Raw genomic sequence first — 17,410 nt, forward strand, 5'->3', positions numbered from 1 at the left:
GGAAATCGCGCGGCTCATAAATGATGATGCGTAGTTGATACAGGTATTGACTGAATGCGGGCCATTGACATTAATCTTGGCTCGCAAGCAGCATGATGCACGATCCGGACGCGGACAGCGCGCCGGTCGCGGGAGGATCACGCCGTGCATTTCATGCGGATGATGGGGCTCGTGGCCCTTGTGTTGAGCGGCCTGGGCCTGGCGGGCCCCGCGTCGGCGGCCCCGCTCTCACCGGCGCCGTTGGCCAGCGACGCGAGCGGGCTGACCCGGGTCGGCTACTGGTGCGGGCCCGGATTCCACCTCAACCCGTGGGGCCGGTGCGTCCCGAACGCCCGCCGGTTCTACGGCCCGGGCCCGGCCTTCTACGGAGCCCGCTACTACGGAGGCCGGCGCTTCTACCGGACCTACAACTATCGCTGGCACCGCAATTACCGCTGGCATCGCAACTATCGCTGGCACCGCAACTATCATTGGCATCGCAGCTACCACTGGCGTCGCCGCTGACGAACGCGCCGGCGGCGCTCCGGACGGTCTCGCCCGGAGCGCCGCCGGCCCCACATACCGCTTCCCAGATCCGCGGCCGGCTGGACAGCGGCCGCCGCGGCACCGTATCCGGAGACCTGTGACAATGCGCCTCCCGCTGATTGCCTTCGCGACCGCGATCGCCCTGACCACGGGGGCGGCGGCGCAATCCGTGCCGGAGCCGCCCATCCAGAGCCCGCAGGACGCCGCCTGCCGCGAGCAGGCGCGAGCCCAGATCTTCAGCTACCCCAACCCGAACAACCTCAGCCTCTACGACCTCGGTTCGCAGATCTGGCACCTGTGCATGGCGTCCTATCACGGCCGCGGCCCCAACCCCGGCCGCACCGATCAGCGCTTCTAGGCAGCGCTTCCAGGACGGCTAGGGCCGCGGTCGCGGCCGCCGGGACGGCCCCTCGAGACAGCTCAGCGGAACCGATCATGACGAGCAAGCTCCGCGGCACCGGGCAGCACGACCACGCACCGCCCGTCGCGCCCGATGCGGGCCGGCGCGCGTTCCTCGGGGCCGCGGCGCTCGGCGTGGCGCTGTCGACGGGCGCGCGCCCCGCGTCGGCGGCCACCGCCGCGCCGGCCACGGCCGCGGACGAGACCTTCATGCGGGCGGCCATCGCCGAGGCGCGCCGCGCCGACTTCCCGTTCGGCGCCGTCATCGTCGCGGAGGGCGAGATCCGCGCCCGGGGCCTGAATCTCGGGAAGCAGCAGCGCGATCCCACGGCGCACGGCGAGATGGTGGCGATCCGCCGCTTCCTCGCGGAGCACGGGCCGGAGGCGCTGCGGGGGACGACCCTCTACACGTCCGGCGAACCCTGCGCGATGTGCATGGGCGCGATCGTCTGGTGCGGGATCTCGCGCGTCGTCTTCGCCGCCTCGCTGCAGCAGCTCGCCACGAAGATCGACCAGATCATGATCACCTGCACGGAGGTCGCGGACCGGTCGGCGTTCCGCCCGATCGCGATCACGGGCGGCGTCCTGGCGGAGGAGGCGCTCGCGCTCTTTCCGCCCAGCGACCGCCCGTCCAAGTAAGGGACTGGAAGACGGCTCGGGCGACCGCCCGCGCGGCCCGGCAATCCGGTGGGACGCGGCCGTCGCTCCCCCGGAGGTCCCGCCGCATTGCCGGGCCGCCCGCCCTGGTGCACCCTGCCGGCGATTCCCGGACCTCGCCCCGAGCCCCCGCCTCGGGCGCCCGGGGATCGCGGGACCGCCTGCGCCGGGCGGCGATCCCGGAGGGCCGACAGGGCCGACCGGCAGGGAGCCGTCGCATGAGCGCAGCCACACCGTCGACCGTCGCGGACCGGGATACGGACCCCGCCGATCGCGCCGCGATCCGCGCGATGCGCGTCGACCTCGCGGCCGCCTACCGGCTGATCCATCGGCTGGGCCTCGACGACAGCATCTACACCCACATCTCGGCGCGGCTGCCGGGCGCCGGGCACCGGTTCCTGATCAACCCCTACGGGATGCGCTTCGAGGAGGTGTCGCCGGAGAACCTCGTCACCGTCGACATCGACGGGAAGGTGCTCGAGGATCCGATGGGGCTCGGCATCAACCCGGCCGGGTTCACGATCCACAGCGCCATCCACGCCGCGCGCCACGACGCGATCTGCGTGCTGCACACCCACACGGTCGCGGGCGTGGCGGTCTCCTGCCAGGAGGAGGGGCTCCTGCCCCTGAACCAGTGGTCGATGCAGTTCACGGGGCGCGTCGCCTACCACGCCTACGAGGGCATCGCCCTCGACCTCGACGAGCGGGAGCGGCTGGTGGCCGATCTCGGCGACAAGCCCGTGATGGTGCTGCGCAACCACGGCCTGCTGACCTGCGGCCGCACAGTCGGCGAGGCGTTCCGGCTGATGCACAACCTGGAGCGCTCGTGCCGGGCGCAGCTGGCGATCCAGGCGGCGGGCGCGCCGGTGATCCGGCCCTCCTCCGCCATCGCCACCAAGACCGCCGGGCAGTACGCCGCCGGCTACGACCGCGTCGTGGTCCAGGGGGCGCCCGACAACGAGTGGGCGGCATTCAAGCGGATGCTGGCGCGGACGGATCCGGATTTCTTCGCGAACGGCTGAGGGCGGCACGGCCGCCGGCTGAGCCGTTCGGTCGATGCGCCGCTCTCCGTCATCGCGAGCGCGGCGAAGCGACCCAGGGCAGCGCGACGTCCGACCTCGTCACGCCGACCGGACTGCTTCGCTCCACCCGCAACGACGGCGGTGCCGCGATCGGCGACGGCGTGAGACGTCGAGCGGGCGTCTCCCGCTCAGCAGGAGCGAGACGCCGCAGCACGGGCCTCACCCGTCTGCCCAGGCCCCGCTCGACCGGTAGGTCTGCTTGAGGAACGCGATGAAGGCCCGCGTCTTGGCCGGCACGAAGGCCCGGCTCGGGTAGACCGCGAAGATGCCGGCCGAGGCCGCCGCCGCGTAGGCCGGCAGCACCACCTCCAGCAGGCCGTCGCGCAGCTCCGCGTGCACGTCCCAGGTGGAGCGCAGCGCGATCCCGAGGCCGCCGATCACGGCCTCGCGCACCACCTCGTTGGAATGGGTGCGCAGCGGCCCCGAGGCGCCGACCGTGCAGGGGCCCTCCGGCCCGACCAGCCGCCAGGGATTCTGGTTCTCGGTGGCGAGGCAGACATGGCCGCGCAGGTCGTCGAGGCTCTGCGGCCGCCCGGCCGCGTCGAGGTAGCTCGGCCGCGCGCAGAGGACCCGCTGCACTGGCGCGAGGCGCACCGCCGTCAGCCCGGAACTCTCCAGCGCGCCGACCCGGATCGCGAGGTCGTAGCCGCGCTCGACGATCGACTCGAAATCGTCGCTCAGCTCCAAGTTGAGCACGATGCCGGGATGGAGGGCGAAGAAGGCCCGCAGGTGCGGGACGATGTGCAGGCGCCCGAAGGAGCTCGGCGCCGTGACCCGGAGCGTCCCCCGCGCCCGCGTCGCCGTCTGCGACACGAGGCTCTCGGCCTCCGCGATGGCGTCGACGATCGGCGCGATCCGCTCGAAGAAGGCCGCACCGACATCCGTGGGCGCCACCCGCCGCGTGGTGCGATGCAGCAGGCGCACGGCGAGCCGTTCCTCCAGCCTTTTCAGCCGCTTCGACACCACCGCGACCGACAGGCCGAGCTCCGACCCGGCCTGGGTGAGGCTGCCGGTGCGGACCACCCGGGCGAAGATCTCCAAGTCGCTCTGGTCGTGCATTGTCAACGCTGCGGAAAAAATCAAATCCCTTTTGCCGCCTTTCTCGCGGATGCCAAGCGATCTATCGAGGAGACGTCAAAAATTTTTCACGGCGCGTTCGATTTTTTTTCTGACGCGCGTCGCCACGCATCCCCGAGGATCGCCATGTCGAAGCTCGTCGTCGCCGAGGATCTCCGCACCTTCGTCTCCGAGGAAGCGCTGCCCGGGACCGGTCTCTCGGCCGACCGGTTCTGGTCGGGCTTCGCCGCGATCGTCCGCGATCTCGCACCGCACAACCGGACGCTGCTCGACCGGCGCGACGGCCTCCAGGCCGACATCGATTCCTGGCACCGCGACCATCGCGGAGCGCCGCACGACCCGGCGGCCTACGCGGCCTACCTGACGCGGATCGGCTACCTGCAGCCGGAGCCCGAGACCGTGCGGGTGACCACCGAGAACGTGGACGCGGAGATCGCCGCCATCGCCGGGCCGCAGCTCGTGGTGCCGATCTCCAACGCCCGCTACGCGCTGAACGCCGCCAATGCCCGCTGGGGCAGCCTCTACGACGCCCTCTACGGCACCGACGCGATCCCGCAGGACGGCGAGCTCGCGCCCGGCGCCGGGTTCAACCCGGCCCGCGGCGCCGCGGTGGTGGCCAGGACCAAGGCGTTCCTCGACGCGACCGCGCCGCTGAGCGTCGGCTCCTGGGCGGATGCCGTGGGCTTCTCGGTGACGGACGGCCGCCTCGCCGCCGATCTCGGCGCCGGCCGCAGCGCCGGCCTGACCGGATCGTCCGCCTTCGCGGGCTACACCGGCGACGCCGCGGCGCCGACCGCGCTCCTGCTGCGCCACAACGGCCTGCACATCGAGGTCGTCATCGACCGCGCGAGCCCGATCGGCCGCACCGACCCGGCCGGCATCGCCGACGTGGTGCTGGAGGCCGCCCTCTCGACCATCATGGACATGGAGGATTCGGTGGCGGCCGTGGACTCGGCCGACAAGGTCGCGGTCTACCGGAGCTGGCTCGGCCTGATGCGCGGTGATCTGACCGCCACCCTGTCCAAGGGCGGCCGCACGGTCGAGCGGCGGCTCGCCGAGGACCGGACCTTCACGGCCCCCGACGGCGGGCGCCTGACCCTGCCGGGCCGGTCGCTGATGCTGGTCCGGCATGTCGGCCACCACATGTACACCGACGCCGTGACCCTCGACGGCGCCGAGATCCCGGAGACGTTCCTCGACGCGGCCGTCACCGCGCTGATCGCCCTGCACGACCTGAAGGGCACCGGTCCGCTCCGCAACAGCCGGACCGGCTCGGTCTACATGGTCAAGCCCAAGCTGCACGGTCCCGACGAGGTCGCCTTCGCGGTGGCGCTGTTCGGGCGGGTCGAGGCGCTGGTCGGCCTCGCGCCGCGGACGCTCAAGATCGGCGTCATGGACGAGGAGCGGCGCACGACGCTCAACCTCAAGGCGGCGATCGCCGCGGCGTCGGACCGGCTGTTCTTCATCAACACCGGCTTCCTCGACCGGACCGGCGACGAGATCCACACCTCGCTGGAGGCCGGCCCCGTGGTCCGCAAGGATGCCATGAAGGCGACCGCCTGGATCAAGGCCTACGAGGACGGCAACGTCGATGCCGGCCTCGCCTGCGGCCTGCCCGGCCACGCGCAGATCGGCAAGGGCATGTGGGCCGCCCCCGACCGGATGGCGGCGATGCTCGACGCCAAGGGCGCCCACCCGGAGGCGGGCGCCAACACCGCCTGGGTGCCGTCGCCGACCGCCGCGACGCTCCACGCGCTCCACTACCATCAGGTGGATGTCCGCGCCCGCCAGGCGGCGCTCGCCGGCCGGGCGCCCGCGACCCGCGAAGCCATGCTGACCCTGCCCCTCGCCGAGGGCGCGTTCGCGCCGGAAGCGGTGCGGGAGGAGCTCGACAACAATTGCCAGGGGATCCTGGGCTACGTGGTCCGCTGGGTCGACCAGGGCGTCGGCTGCTCCAAGGTGCCGGACATCCACGAGGTCGGGCTGATGGAGGACCGCGCCACCCTGCGGATCTCCAGCCAGCACATCGCCAACTGGCTGCGCCACGGGATCGTGGACCGCGACGAGGTCGCCGCGGCCCTGCGGCGCATGGCCGAGGTCGTCGATCGCCAGAACGCCGGCGACCGGGCCTACCGGCCGATGGCCCCGGGCTTCGACGGGCCGGCCTTCCGCGCCGCCGAGGCCCTGGTCTTCGAGGGCGCCGGCCAGCCGAACGGCTACACCGAGTTCGTGCTGCACCGGTTCCGCCGGGAGGCGAAGCGCCTGGACGCCCGCGTTCGGGCGGCCTGAGGCCGCTCCCGGATCCCGGACGCGCAGCGCCCCGAGACCGCCCCAAGACTGCCCCAAGACCGCGCCCCGGGCCCGCCGACGGCCTGCGCGGCCTGAAACGCCGCGCCGCGGATCTGCCAGGGTCCGCGGCCTCTGCCGGTCGGGACGGGCCGACCGGTCAACGCCGCTGCCACGCCGCTGCCACGCCTCGGCCACGCCGCGCCGGTCAGCGGCGCTTGCGCGTCATCACGTAGACCAGCAGGTTCGCCACCGCCCGGTAGAATTCCGCCGGGATCGCCTGGTTGACCTCGACATGGTCGTACATCGCCCGGGTGAGCGCCTTGTCGACGACGACCTCGATCCGGTGCTTCTCGGCGATCTCGCGGATGCGGAGGGCGATCAGGTCCGCGCCCTTGGCCAGAACCGTCGGGGCGTCGTTCTCGCTCTGGTCGTAGCGCAGCGCGATCGCGTAGTGCGTCGGGTTCGCCAGGATCATGGTGGCGCGGGGCACCGCCGCCATCATCTGCTTGCGCAGCCGGTCCTGCGCCAGCGAGCGCATCTTCGCCTTCACGAGCGGGTCGCCCTCGAGCTGCTTGAACTCGTCCTTCACCTCCTGCCGCGACATCCGCAGGTCGCGCTGCCAGCGCACGCGGGTCCAGACCAGGTCGCCGGCGACCAGCGCGATCGTCGCGACGCTCACGGCCGAGACGAGGCGCACCGAGAGGGTCAGCAGAAATTCTGGCAACCCGACTGGATCCACGAACATGACATTGACGATCTCGTGGCGATCCGCGTGCAGGACCATGTAGGACATGCCGCCGATCGCGAAGAACTTGAACAGATTTTTCCCGAACTCGACGAACCCTTGCAGACTGAAGAGCCGATTCCAGCCTGCGACGGGGGAGATGCGGGACCATTTCGGCTGGATCCGATCGAACACCACGCGCGGCGCGTTCTGGAAGATCGAGGCGGCGATGCCGGCCACGAGCAGGATGACCAGGACCGGCAGCAGGAAGCGGCCCATCTCCAGGGCGAGGGCGTGGACGAGGCGCATCGCGTCGTGGCTCGTCTCCACGCTGAAGTTGCGCGGCTGCTCCAAGACCAGCGCGAGCCTCTGCACCAGCGGCAGCCCCTGATCCCGCGCCACGAAGACCAGGAAGATCAGCAGTCCCAGGATGGAGGCGAAGACGGGCGCTTCCCGCGAGAACGGCGTGTTTCCTTCCGTGATCGCGTCGCTGATCTTCTTCTCGCTCGCCGCCTCGGTCTTGCTCTCCCTGTCCTCAGACATCGCGGCGCCCCGACCTCGGGCCGCCGACGGCACCGCGCCGGTCGGCCCGGCGGGACGCGTCCGCCGGAGCGGCGCCCCGGAGCCGTCCCCGACCGGGGACGGTGCTAGCGGAAGTAGGTCTCATCCGAGTCGGCCGGGGTGAGTTCGATCTCGCCGCGCGACGCCATCTCGAGCGCCTGGTCGGTGATCGCGCGGCGCGCGTCGAGCACGTCCCGCTGGGCGGCGGGCTCGCCTCCCTCCAGCTCGTGCTCGACGAGGCGCCGGGCGCGGGCGGTCAGCGCGCTGAGCACGACGTTCCGCAACGGCCCGTTCGTGCCCTTCAGGGCGAGGATGACCTTCTCGTGCGGGACCTGATCGAAGAGCGTCGTCCGCGCCCGCGGCGTCATGTGGATGATGTCGTCGAAGGTGAAGAGCAGGCTCTTCAGGATCTCGGCCGATTTCGGGCGCGTCTGCGTGAGGTTGTCCAGGACCTCCTCCATGCTCTGGCGCTCCATCTTGTTGACGATGTCGGCCATGCGCGAGTGGGTATCCGCCGCGGCATTGCGCGCCAGGTTGATCATGAAATCCTCGTGGATGGTCTGCTCGATCATCTTCATGGTCGCGTCGACGATCGGCTTGAACGTCAGCATCCGCCGCATGACGCCGTTGCGCAGCGGCGCCGGCAATTGCGCCATCACCTTGGCGGCGCAGGCCGGCTTGACCTTAGACAGCACGAGCGCCGCGGTCTGAGGGTGCTCCTTGATCAGGTAGCCCGCCAGGGCGGTCTCGGACCCGTTGGAGATGCGGTCCCAGATCGAGCTGCGTACATGCTCACCCGGGCCGGGATCGACGAAGGGCGGATCTGGCGCGTCGAGGGCGCCGCGGACCGGACGCCGCGCAACGCCGCGGATCCGAAGGCTCCGGAGAACCGGCGGATCGAGATTCTCCTGCAGGGATCTCCAGGATGAAGGTGTCCCGGACCGGGCGGATCGTGGCGGCCGCCCTCGGCCTGCTCATCGCGGGGAGGGCCGCCCCCGTCGCCGCGGAACCGGCGGGCGGCCCTCCCGCCGCCCCGGCCGCCGAGCCGCAGGCACCGACGGGCGATCCGGTGCAGTGGGTGCGCACGCTCCAGTTGCTGCAGGATCGGGTCGCCGCCGGCTCCCGGGCCGCCCACGAGAGCCAGCCGCTGCTGATCGCCCGGATCAACGCGGATCTCCTGGCCGCCCCGCCCGAGATCTGGGGCCGCCGGAGCAATCTCCGGGCCGCGATCACCTTCGCCCTCAGCGGCGGCGGTCCTTCCGTCCTGCGCCGGCTGACGGCGCAGGACGGCCTCGGCGAGCCCGAAGCGACGCTCGCGCGCGGCGCGCTCGCCTATGTCGAGGGGCGGGAGGCCGAGGCGCGGCGCCTGCTCCAGGACGTCGACACGACAGATCTGCCGCCGACGCTCGCGGGCGCCATCGGCCTGACGCAGGCGTCGCTCGCCGTGCCCGACCAACCGATCCGGGCGATCGCCCTGCTCGACCGCGTCCGGGTGCTGCTGCCGGGCACTCTGACCGAGGAGGGCGCCCTGCGCCGCGAGATCTTCACCCTCGGTCAGATCGGCGACCTGAAGACGTTCGAGGCGCTGGCGATCCAGTACCTGCGCCGCTTCCCGCACTCGATCTACGCGGGCAACTTCCGGCAGCGACTGGCCTATCAGCTGACGCAGTTCGATATCGGCCACGACGCGGAGCGCTTCGCGACCCTCAACAGGATCCTGGACGAGCTCGGTCCCGAGAGCCGGCGCGACCTGTATCTGGTGGTCGCCCAGACGGCGATCCAGGCGGGTCAGACGGCCGCGGCGCTCCGCGCCAGCGAGAAGGCCCTCGCGCTGTGCGCGCCCGGAAGCGCGGAGGCGACCCGGGGCCAGCTCTACCGGGCTGCCGCCGAGATCGTGAGCCTGGCGACGTTCCAGTCCGGGTCGCGGACGCTGAGATCGCTCGACAGGGCCAAACTCACGGCCCGCGACCTGCGCCTCCTCGAGACGGCCCTGTCGACCGCCGAGGCGATCGGACGCGGGCTCGCCGGCCGGCCCGGCCTGCCGGAGGCCGACGCCGCCGCGAAGCCGGCGCGGGGGGCGCCGGATCCCGCCGACGGGCCCGCGAGCCTGATCCCGAAGGCGCAGGCCACGATCGACCGGATCGATCTGATGCTCAGCGAGGCGACCCCGTGAACACGATCTCCACCGCGGTCCAGAAACCCGTCCCCAAACCCGATCGGGATGTCGCACCGTCCCCGCATCCGGCGGGCGACCTTCAGGCGCTGCCGGATGCGGCGGTGCGGGGCGCCTTCGACCTGGTCCTGCGCGCGGTCTCGGGGGGAACTCCCGCGGCCCGACCCGAGACCGACGGGAGTGAGATGGACGAACCGGAGGGCGCGACCGGGGAGGATCGGCGGCCCGAAGCCGGCGCATCGCCCGCGCCGCCGCCGTCACCGGGCGATCCCGGCAGCGCCGCCGCGGCGCTCGCCGAGATCCTGAGCGCCGCCGTCCTGTCGGCCCGTCCGGAAATGCCCGCGGGCCACGGGACCGGTGCTCCGGGACCGGCCCCATCCGCCGCATCCCCGGCGGGCCCCGACGCGGCCCCGGAGACCAGCCTCGTGGGAAATCTCGAGGCGGCCCGCGCGGACGCGTCGCCGCGCGCCGGGCCGAGCCCGGGCACCCTGCTGCAGGGCGGCCCCCCGCAGGTCGAGGTCCTCGACCGGGCGGTTCACTTCAAGCCCGTCCTGCCCGAGGCGGCCCGGCACGCCCTCCCGGCCGCCGCAGCGGCAACGTCCCCGTTGCCGGCCGTCCCGAACGCGGCGGACGCTCAGCCTCGACCCATCCGCCCCGGACCGGTGGCTCCGGCCGTCACCGGGCCCGATCCCGCTCCGATCGCGCCGGCCGGCCAGATCGCCGCCCAGATTGCCGCGCAAGTCGCCACCCAGATCGCCGGGACGGTCGCCGGGAAGGTGAACGCAGTGCCGCCGAAGGCGACGGTCGCCCTCGCGACCGATCCCGAGCCTCGAGCCGGCGATGCGTCGGCCCGCGCCGATGCGTCGGCCCCCACCGCGACGGGGATCGATGGGCCGGGGGGGCTCACGGCACGCGAGGACAACCGTCCCCGCTCCGGCATCGCCGGACTCCTCCTCGCCCCCACCGGCCGGCAGGGGCCGCCGGGCGTCCCCATCCCGGGTCCCGGCAACGGATCCGGGACCGAGCCGGCCCGACTCGCCGCCGTCCTGCCGACGATCGCGGCGGCCATCACGGAGGAGATCGAGCGCGCGACCGCGGCCGGACCGGAGCGTCGCGTCGGCGCCGATCCGGCGATCCCCGCGGCTCAGGACGGGCCGCTCCGGGTGCTCAAGATCCAGCTCCGGCCGGAGAGCCTCGGGATCGTCACGGTGGAATTGCGGCTCGTCGACGGTCAGCTCGAGACCCATCTGCGCGCCGCGCGTCCCGAGACGGCGGCGATGCTGCAGCGCGATTCGGCGATCCTCACCGAACTGCTCAAGCACGCGCATTACCGGCCCGAGATCATTGTCGAGCCGGTTCGCCCCGGCGACGCCGGGTTCTCCGCGGGCGGATCACCGTCCCAGGGCCAATCCGGGCTCACCGACGGCGGCGCCCAGCCGGGTCACGGTGGGGACGGGCAGCGGCAGGCAGACCAGCGCGCGGCGCAGCGGCCGACGCTCGGCAGGCGCGACGGGGAGCGGACAGATGAGACGGTACGTCCTCGCGACGGCGGCGTTTATCTGTAGCGCCGCCCCGGTCGCCGGGACCGTGTGCGAGGCCGAGATGGGCCGTGCCGCGGCCCGTTACGGCGTGCCCCTCGGCGTGCTCTACGCGGTCGGCCTCACGGAGACGGGCAAGCGCGGCTCGCTCCAGCCCTACGCCATGAACATCGAAGGGGCGGCCTATTTCGCGACCGGGCCCCAGGACGTGCTGGCCCACTTCGCCGCGGCGCGCCGCCGGGGCGCGCGCCTGATCGATCTCGGCTGCATGCAGATCAACCACCACTATCACGGCGAGAAGTTCGCCTCGGTCGAGGCCATGATCGACCCGCGCGCGAACGTGGACTACGCGACGCAATTTCTCCGGGATCTGAAGCGGCGGGAGGGCAGCTGGACGATGGCCGTGGCGCGCTATCATGCCGGCCCGCACAACAACGCCGCGCAGAAGATCTACATCTGCCGGGTCGTGGCCAACATGGTCGCCACGGGCTTCGGCCAGTGGACGCCGGCCGCGGCGCATTTCTGCCGGTGATCGTCCCGGCCGGGGCGGAAGAATGCGGACCGGGCCCGGCCAGGGAACCAACCGAAGGACCGGGCCCTTTCGGCAGAGGCCCCGTCACCGGCCCGGAGGAGCCGCATGACCGACGCCCCAGACCCGCCGGAAGGACCGCCCGGGAAAACGGCGCTGCTGGTGGTCCTCACCCTCACGGCCGTTGCCGCCGCCGCGTACGTCCTGATCCACATGGACTAGGTTGCCCGGCGACGCCCCTACAGGGTCCGACAATTCCCGTAGCTGACCTTGACGTCGTTGCGCTCCTCGGGATTGAGCTGCGCCTCGACGAAGTTCATCTTGTTGAGGTCGATCAGAAGGAAGTAGACGCCGTTCTGACACTTGATCGCGTTGCGCGGCGTGCGCTCGTTCAGCCGCGGTGAGGCCGTCTGGCACTCGTAATAGTCGGAGCGCCCGGCCGAGATCACGGTCAGCAGGCCGCCGCTGGAGACCAGCGAGAATGTCCGGACCTTCTGGGATTGCGGTTTGGCGCCTTCGGGTGCGGCGACATCGAGACTGGTCGACGCCTCCACCGTACACGTCATCGGACGGCGCAGCTGGGGGACCGCGGGCGTGATGCTCAGCAGGAGGAGCGCACCAGCGAGCGCTACCCGTTCGGCGATCATCGGCGAGGGATCCGTGATTCGTGGGTAGTTTCTACCCAGAAGCTAGACCGTTATCCATCCTTGTAAATGCCGCCTGCTCGGATCGATGGGCCGATCAACAGATTTGCCGCCCGCTCCATTGCATCGCGTCAAGGATTACGGGCCAGGCCGGTTCTTCCGCCCGGACCCGATCCGACCGGAATGCCGGCGAAGCGCGCTCTAATCCTCTAGGGCGTCCGGATTGTCGTTGGCGGCCGGATCGGGATCGCGCCGCGCCGCGATCTCCGTACCGATCTCCATGAGCAGCAATCGGGACAGGAGCTGCATCGTCGCCGTGCCGTGCGCGGCCACGAGTTGATGGGCCAGGATCGTCGCCTCCACCATGCGGTCAAAACCGTCGTCGTCGGACATGGCGGTGCAGTAACCTGGTTGAATGCCGAGCATACAACTTAAAGGTAAGGATCCGGTTCGACCGCCCGCGCAGAAACAGGATTTCCCATGATCCCGACCGTCCAGGCCGACGCGCTCCTGGGGAGACTGGCCGAGGCCCTGGGGAGCCCGGTCGAGATCTTCTTCGCCGAATGCGCGCCCGCGGCCGAGCGCGCGTCCGGGGACGCGTCGCCGGATTGCGACGCGCTGCCGACGCTGGAACTGCTCCGTCTGTGGGAATCGCTGCGGGAGCCGGTGAGCCGGCAGCGGGTGCTGACCGCCGCCCGGCAGGAGGCCCGAACCCTGCGGGCGAGCCGCGCCGAGGACGCGGCGGCCGGCTGACCGGAACTCGGCGCGCAGATCCGGGACGCGGCTGTCGGATCGGGCCGTCTCGATCAGGGGCCCGCGGCGGGCGGCGCGGGTACGGCCGCGAAGGTCAGGGCCGTCGCGGGCAGGGCGGGCGTGGCCGGCTTGTCCTGCTGAGCCGGCTTCTCCGGCTTCTCCAGCTTGGCCGTGCGCCTGTCGCGCTTCTCGTAGAAGGCGTTGCCGCCGGCGACGGCCACGTAGTGCATGTTCGTGTAGGGGAAGCGGTGGCCCGCGGTGTGGAAGAACATCGCCTTCCCGACCTTCGGGTGCCGCTCGCCGGCCAGGACGGCGTCGGCGGCGTCGGCGACCTTCTGCAGGTCCTTCTCCTGCATCGGCTTGGTGAGGACGCCCGGCGCGAACTGGCCCGGCTGCCCGACCACCGCGCAGATGCCGCCCGGGAAGATCGCGTTCTCGAGCCGGTTCATCACGACCGTGCCGACGGCGACCAGCCCGTCGCTGTCGCTCCTGTTCGACTCGAAGTACATGGCGCGGCCCAGACAATCGCGCTCGGCGTCGCTGACGACCATCGGCGGCTTGCGGTCGGGGATCGATCCCGTCGTGAGCACCGGCGACGCGGTATTGCAGGCCCCCAGGCCGCCGGCCGCCGCCAGAACGATCAGTGCAGGACCGACCTTCGTCCTCTCGCTACCCCGCATGCATCCGCGCTCCGTGCTCCTCCAGCCTGACCAGCCGGGCGGTGTTCCGCTCCGACCGGACGAAGGCCAAGCTTGACGGCACGTTCGCGGCGAGGATGTGGCGAGGCTGTCCCGTTTCGGGACCGGACCGGGAGCCTCAGTGCTGGCCCTGACCCGCGGCCAGGACGGTCACGCCCAGCGCGATCACCCCGATGCCCACCAGCATCGTCGGGTTGAGCGCCTCGCCGTACAGCCACGCGCCGCCGAGCGCCGCGCCGATCATGCCGATCCCCGACCAGATCGCGTAGACCACGCCGATCGGCAGCATGTCCATGCTGGTCGACATCAGCCACAGGGCGGTGCCGTAACCGAGCGCCACGATCACCGTCGGCCCCGGGCGGGTGAGGCCGTCGGCGGCCTTCAGCGCCAGGGTGGCGGTTACCTCCGCGCCGATGGCGAGCCCGAGGATCAGGTACGGATTCATGGCACGGCGGACTTTCGGGCTGCGCGGGCTGGGTGAGTCGGGCGGTCGAGGCGTGTAGAACCAGGTTCGAATCGGACGACCGCGCGGACGGGGCGGCGCTGGGCCGGCCCGGATCCGCGTCGAAACGGCCGCGGACGTCGGCGGTCGCCGGACACAAGGCCACAGATCCGTGAACATTTCCGAACCGGCGGCTCGCCGCTTCGCGGGCGACGGACCGGCCCGGCGCCGGGGCCGATTGGGGCTTTCGTTAAGGCCTGCTGATCATGGTGACCGCGCGCCGTCCCACCCCGGGGCCGGCCGCGCGACAGCGACGATCCAGAGCGACACAGATCCAGCATGACCGCGTCCTTGGCGATCCCGGATTCCCCGGCCCGCGCGCGCCGGGGCCGCCGCTGGGGCGCGATCGCCGCGGCGGGCGGCGCCGCGATCGCGGGCTGCGCCTGGACCGCGGCCGCGCTGATCAACGTCCCCGATCCCGTCACCCTGACGGCGCTCGCGGTCATCGAGCCGTCGTCGGTGGGCACGTGGTTCCCGAGCCGGATCGTCCAGGCCCCGGCCCGGGCGAGCGACCTGCCGGCGCGGCCGCGCCCGATCCTCGACCGCGTCCCCTGGAAGGGGAAGACGGTCCCGCTGATGACGGTGCTGGAGGCGACCCACACCAACGCGTTCCTGGTGCTGCAGGACGGCGTCCTGATCCACGAGTGGCAGCGCGCGGGCACCGGACCGGAGACGCTGTTCCCCTCGTGGTCGGTGGCGAAGTCCATCGTCTCGCTGCTGGTCGGCGCCGCGGTGGCGCGGGGTCAGCTCGCCGAGACCGACCGGGTCTCCACCCTCCTGCCCGAGCTGCGGAACGGCGCGGTCTTCGGCCAGATCACCGTGCGCAACCTCCTCGACATGGCGAGCGGCATCGCCGTGCCGGAGAACTACGACCCCCGGCATCCCCTGACCGGCACCGCCGGCATGTACCTGACGCGCGATCTCACGGCGTTCGTGCGCGACAACGCCCACCTGGCGTTCAAGCCCGGCACCAAGGGCCGCTACCGCAGCATCGACACCGAGCTGCTCGGCCTGATCCTCGCCCGGGTCGAGGGCAAGCCGCTGGCCGACATCCTCTCGGAGCGGATCTGGAAGCCGATGGGCGCCCAGGCCGACGCCACCTGGAACCTCGACCGGCCCGGCGGCATCGAGAAGGCGTTCTGCTGCATCAACGCGACGGCCCGCGACTTCGCCCGCCTCGGCCTTCTGGTGGCCGACCAGGGCCGGTCGGGCGATCACCGCATCATCCCGGGCCGCTGGATCGAGCGGATCATGACGCCGGCCCGGCGCGACGTCGACGGCTGGCAGTACTCGGCCCAGTGGTGGCACGCCCCGGGCGGCGAGGACGACGACATCTCGGCGATCGGCGTCTACGGCCAGTACATCTACGTGAACCGCGCGACCGGCACGGTGATCGTGAAGCTCAGCGACCACGGCGCCGAGCAGGACGAGGTCGACACGCTGGCGGTGATGCAGGCCATCGCGGGCGACCTCGCTGCCGGCCGCCCCGCCGCCCGCAAGGATCCCTGAGCGGGCGACCGCGGTCCCGAGTCCCGATCGGGCCGGGATCAGGCTTCTGTCGGGCCGGCTCCCGGCACGGAGGGCTGCCGGGCGATCGGGCTCAGGGGCGCGAGGTCCCGCGCCCGCCAGTTGCGCAGGAGCCGCCAGCCGACCCGCTTCCAGGCGATCGACGGCACCGGCGAGGCCGGATCCACGAGGGCGCTCAGCGCCCGCGTGTAATCGAGCACGAGGCCCGGGGTCCAGGTCATGGACCGCGCCCCGTTGCGCAGGAAGGCCGCCGCCCAGAATTCCGGCGTGGTCAGCGCCGCCGCGAGCCGCCGCCAGGGATGCCCGCCGCGGCTGAACGCGCCCTCCACGGCGATGTCCAGCGCCCGCGCCACCGTGGTGGAGCAGTTGCGGCTGATGAAGTTGTAGGTGGTGTCGCGGCTGTACTGCGCCCAGAACGCCCGCAGCCGGGCGGCGTCGATGCCGTTCAGCGTCACCGCCACCGTCGCGGGGCACCAGTCCGCCACCTCCGCGGCGTGCGAGGGCAGGAAGCGCCCGGGCACGTCGTTCTCCGGGCCCGCGCGCAGGCTCGAGCGCAGGTTGGCGGGGGAGCGGTCGATCTCCACCGCGGGGTAGTGGCTGACGTAGAGGTCGTCGCCCTGCTGCAGGGCCGCGTGGCCGGTGGAGAAGCGCCCGGCCTTGTCGACGGAGGCGACGTAGCGCCGGATCAGCCGCTGGCCGGCGGGCGTGGTCGCCTGCCCGGTGGGCGTCCAGACATAGACCGTCAGGCTGCCGGGCTCGTCGCCGCCGACCGACACGACCGACACGGCCGGCTCGGCGGTGCCCAGGCGCCGGGTGCGCAGCCCGACCAGCGCGAGGTTGGCGCCGTTCAGGATCAGGAACATGCCGATGCAGTAGCCGACCGTGCCGGCGTACCAGGTCGGCCAGGGCTGGAGATGGAACAGGCCGAAGGCGATGCTGAGGCCGCCGAGGGCGACCGACATCCGCCAGCCAGCGAATTTCAGCAGGCCGGCGATCGTGATCCGGACGAGGCCGTCGACCACGAAGGCGACGCCGAAGATCATGGCGAGCAGGAAGGTGCTGTGCTTCGTGGCCATCATGATCAGCACGGCCATGACCGACAGCAGCGCGCCCTTGGCGAGGCGCAGGCGGCGCGCGGCACCGATCGCGGACGCGCCGACGAGGAGGGAACTCACGCCCTCGGCCAGGAGGATCAGGCCGAACCACCGGTCCGGGACGTGGAGCGCACCGTCGAGGGAATCGATCACCACCAGGAGGCCGAGCGACGACCACAGCAGGCCGGTGGCGGCGATGAGGTGCCAGTGACGGCGGACCGCGGCCCGGCCGACGAGCAGCATCCAGAGGGGCGCCATCCGGCCGCCGACCGCGTCCGCGGCGCCCGGTCCGGGCGCTTCGAGCGCGGAGAGCGCGCGCGGGATAGTGGTCGCACAGGGTCCGGACATAGGGGTCGCCCTCGATAGCGCGCGTCGACGGGCCTCTCGCACGGATGCCGCCGTGCCGTCACGGCCGGAACGAGGCTCCCGACGCGCGAGCGTTTCGCGACGCGCCCGGCGCGCACGATCCACGCCTTGCCTGAGAACTTTGTTAATCGCGGCCCGGTCGCGGCGCCAGCGCCCGCGGAGAGGCCGTGGAGAAGCGCCACGGACCCCGGAATCCCGTCGCGCGCCGCCCGACCGATGGTCAGCAGGGACGCGGGACGCGGTCCGATCGACCCGTAACCGCCCGGCATCCG

The 17,410-nt window shown here is 72.0% G+C and carries 18 protein-coding genes and 1 pseudogene; 11 read left to right on the forward strand and 8 right to left on the reverse strand.

Going from position 1 to position 17,410, the window contains the following annotated elements; genetic code table 11:
• Positions 1–162 precede the first annotated feature (162 nt).
• From ACLBYB_RS17830 to ACLBYB_RS17845, 4 genes are all read left to right on the forward strand, one after another.
• Positions 163–504, forward strand: coding sequence for a GCG_CRPN prefix-to-repeats domain-containing protein (locus ACLBYB_RS17830; protein WP_447699620.1), 342 nt, complete (start codon positions 163–165; stop codon positions 502–504).
• Positions 505–628: 124 nt separating this feature from the next.
• On the forward strand, positions 629–883 hold the full coding sequence (locus ACLBYB_RS17835; RefSeq protein ID WP_042670699.1) for a hypothetical protein: 255 nt from the start codon (positions 629–631) through the stop codon (positions 881–883).
• Positions 884–960: 77 nt separating this feature from the next.
• Positions 961–1,563 (forward strand): nucleoside deaminase, encoded by a 603-nt coding sequence (locus ACLBYB_RS17840; protein ID WP_447699559.1) that lies wholly within the window; start codon positions 961–963, stop codon positions 1,561–1,563.
• Between the two features lie 236 nt (positions 1,564–1,799).
• Entirely contained in the window at positions 1,800–2,603 is an 804-nt protein-coding gene (locus tag ACLBYB_RS17845) for a class II aldolase/adducin family protein (RefSeq protein WP_091978273.1), read from the forward strand.
• Positions 2,604–2,822: 219 nt separating this feature from the next.
• On the opposite strand, the gene ACLBYB_RS17850 is transcribed toward ACLBYB_RS17845, so the two are convergent.
• Positions 2,823–3,722 (reverse strand): LysR family transcriptional regulator, encoded by a 900-nt coding sequence (locus tag ACLBYB_RS17850; protein WP_020093252.1) that lies wholly within the window; start codon positions 3,720–3,722, stop codon positions 2,823–2,825.
• A 144-nt stretch (positions 3,723–3,866) separates the two neighbouring features.
• Here ACLBYB_RS17850 and ACLBYB_RS17855 point away from each other — a divergent pair, with 144 nt between their 5' ends.
• The gene (locus ACLBYB_RS17855) at positions 3,867–6,029 is read left to right on the forward strand and encodes a malate synthase G (RefSeq protein WP_447699560.1); all 2,163 of its coding nucleotides are present in this window, start codon (positions 3,867–3,869) and stop codon (positions 6,027–6,029) included.
• Between the two features lie 205 nt (positions 6,030–6,234).
• On the opposite strand, the gene flhB is transcribed toward ACLBYB_RS17855, so the two are convergent.
• Complete coding sequence (flhB, locus tag ACLBYB_RS17860; RefSeq protein ID WP_447699561.1) at positions 6,235–7,296, reverse strand: flagellar biosynthesis protein FlhB; 1,062 nt, start codon at positions 7,294–7,296, stop codon at positions 6,235–6,237.
• Positions 7,297–7,400: 104 nt separating this feature from the next.
• Positions 7,401–8,093: pseudogene (locus ACLBYB_RS17865) on the reverse strand (flagellar motor switch protein FliG); the annotation flags it as partial.
• Between the two features lie 9 nt (positions 8,094–8,102).
• On the opposite strand from ACLBYB_RS17865, the gene ACLBYB_RS17870 reads away from it, so the two are divergent.
• The 4 genes from ACLBYB_RS17870 to ACLBYB_RS17885 are packed head-to-tail and all read left to right on the forward strand — an operon-like array spanning position 8,103 to position 11,557.
• Entirely contained in the window at positions 8,103–8,243 is a 141-nt protein-coding gene (locus tag ACLBYB_RS17870) for a hypothetical protein (protein WP_447699562.1), read from the forward strand.
• Entirely contained in the window at positions 8,240–9,487 is a 1,248-nt protein-coding gene (locus ACLBYB_RS17875; protein WP_447699563.1) for a chemotaxis protein, read from the forward strand. The genes ACLBYB_RS17870 and ACLBYB_RS17875 overlap by 4 nt, the downstream gene beginning before the upstream one ends.
• Complete coding sequence (locus ACLBYB_RS17880; protein ID WP_447699564.1) at positions 9,484–11,052, forward strand: flagellar hook-length control protein FliK; 1,569 nt, start codon at positions 9,484–9,486, stop codon at positions 11,050–11,052. The genes ACLBYB_RS17875 and ACLBYB_RS17880 overlap by 4 nt, the downstream gene beginning before the upstream one ends.
• Positions 11,012–11,557 (forward strand): transglycosylase SLT domain-containing protein, encoded by a 546-nt coding sequence (locus ACLBYB_RS17885; protein WP_042670687.1) that lies wholly within the window; start codon positions 11,012–11,014, stop codon positions 11,555–11,557. The genes ACLBYB_RS17880 and ACLBYB_RS17885 overlap by 41 nt, the downstream gene beginning before the upstream one ends.
• Positions 11,558–11,793: 236 nt before the next feature.
• On the opposite strand, the gene ACLBYB_RS17890 is transcribed toward ACLBYB_RS17885, so the two are convergent.
• On the reverse strand, positions 11,794–12,201 hold the full coding sequence (locus ACLBYB_RS17890) for a hypothetical protein (protein WP_447699565.1): 408 nt from the start codon (positions 12,199–12,201) through the stop codon (positions 11,794–11,796).
• 198 nt (positions 12,202–12,399) lie between these two features.
• Positions 12,400–12,591: a hypothetical protein gene (locus ACLBYB_RS17895; protein WP_091677546.1), complete on the reverse strand. Its 192-nt coding sequence runs from the start codon at positions 12,589–12,591 to the stop codon at positions 12,400–12,402.
• An 87-nt stretch (positions 12,592–12,678) separates the two neighbouring features.
• On the opposite strand from ACLBYB_RS17895, the gene ACLBYB_RS17900 reads away from it, so the two are divergent.
• A complete protein-coding gene (locus ACLBYB_RS17900; protein WP_447699566.1) occupies positions 12,679–12,951 on the forward strand; it encodes a hypothetical protein in 273 nt (90 codons plus the stop codon).
• 53 nt (positions 12,952–13,004) lie between these two features.
• Here ACLBYB_RS17900 and ACLBYB_RS17905 read toward each other — a convergent pair whose 3' ends face one another.
• Together ACLBYB_RS17905 and ACLBYB_RS17910 are read right to left on the reverse strand one after the other, a co-directional pair.
• Positions 13,005–13,631 carry a cell wall hydrolase gene (locus ACLBYB_RS17905; RefSeq protein ID WP_447699567.1) on the reverse strand — a complete coding sequence of 209 codons (627 nt, stop codon included), beginning with the start codon at positions 13,629–13,631 and terminating at the stop codon, positions 13,005–13,007.
• Positions 13,632–13,767: 136 nt separating this feature from the next.
• Positions 13,768–14,094, reverse strand: a complete 327-nt coding sequence (locus ACLBYB_RS17910; protein ID WP_020093265.1) for a DMT family transporter — start codon at positions 14,092–14,094, stop codon at positions 13,768–13,770.
• 336 nt (positions 14,095–14,430) lie between these two features.
• Here ACLBYB_RS17910 and ACLBYB_RS17915 point away from each other — a divergent pair, with 336 nt between their 5' ends.
• On the forward strand, positions 14,431–15,660 hold the full coding sequence (locus tag ACLBYB_RS17915; protein WP_020093266.1) for a serine hydrolase domain-containing protein: 1,230 nt from the start codon (positions 14,431–14,433) through the stop codon (positions 15,658–15,660).
• A 38-nt stretch (positions 15,661–15,698) separates the two neighbouring features.
• On the opposite strand, the gene ACLBYB_RS17920 is transcribed toward ACLBYB_RS17915, so the two are convergent.
• Positions 15,699–17,120 carry an HdeD family acid-resistance protein gene (locus tag ACLBYB_RS17920; protein ID WP_427509466.1) on the reverse strand — a complete coding sequence of 474 codons (1,422 nt, stop codon included), beginning with the start codon at positions 17,118–17,120 and terminating at the stop codon, positions 15,699–15,701.
• Positions 17,121–17,410: the final 290 nt, after the last annotated feature.

Source organism: Methylobacterium sp. D54C, from assembly GCF_053345595.1.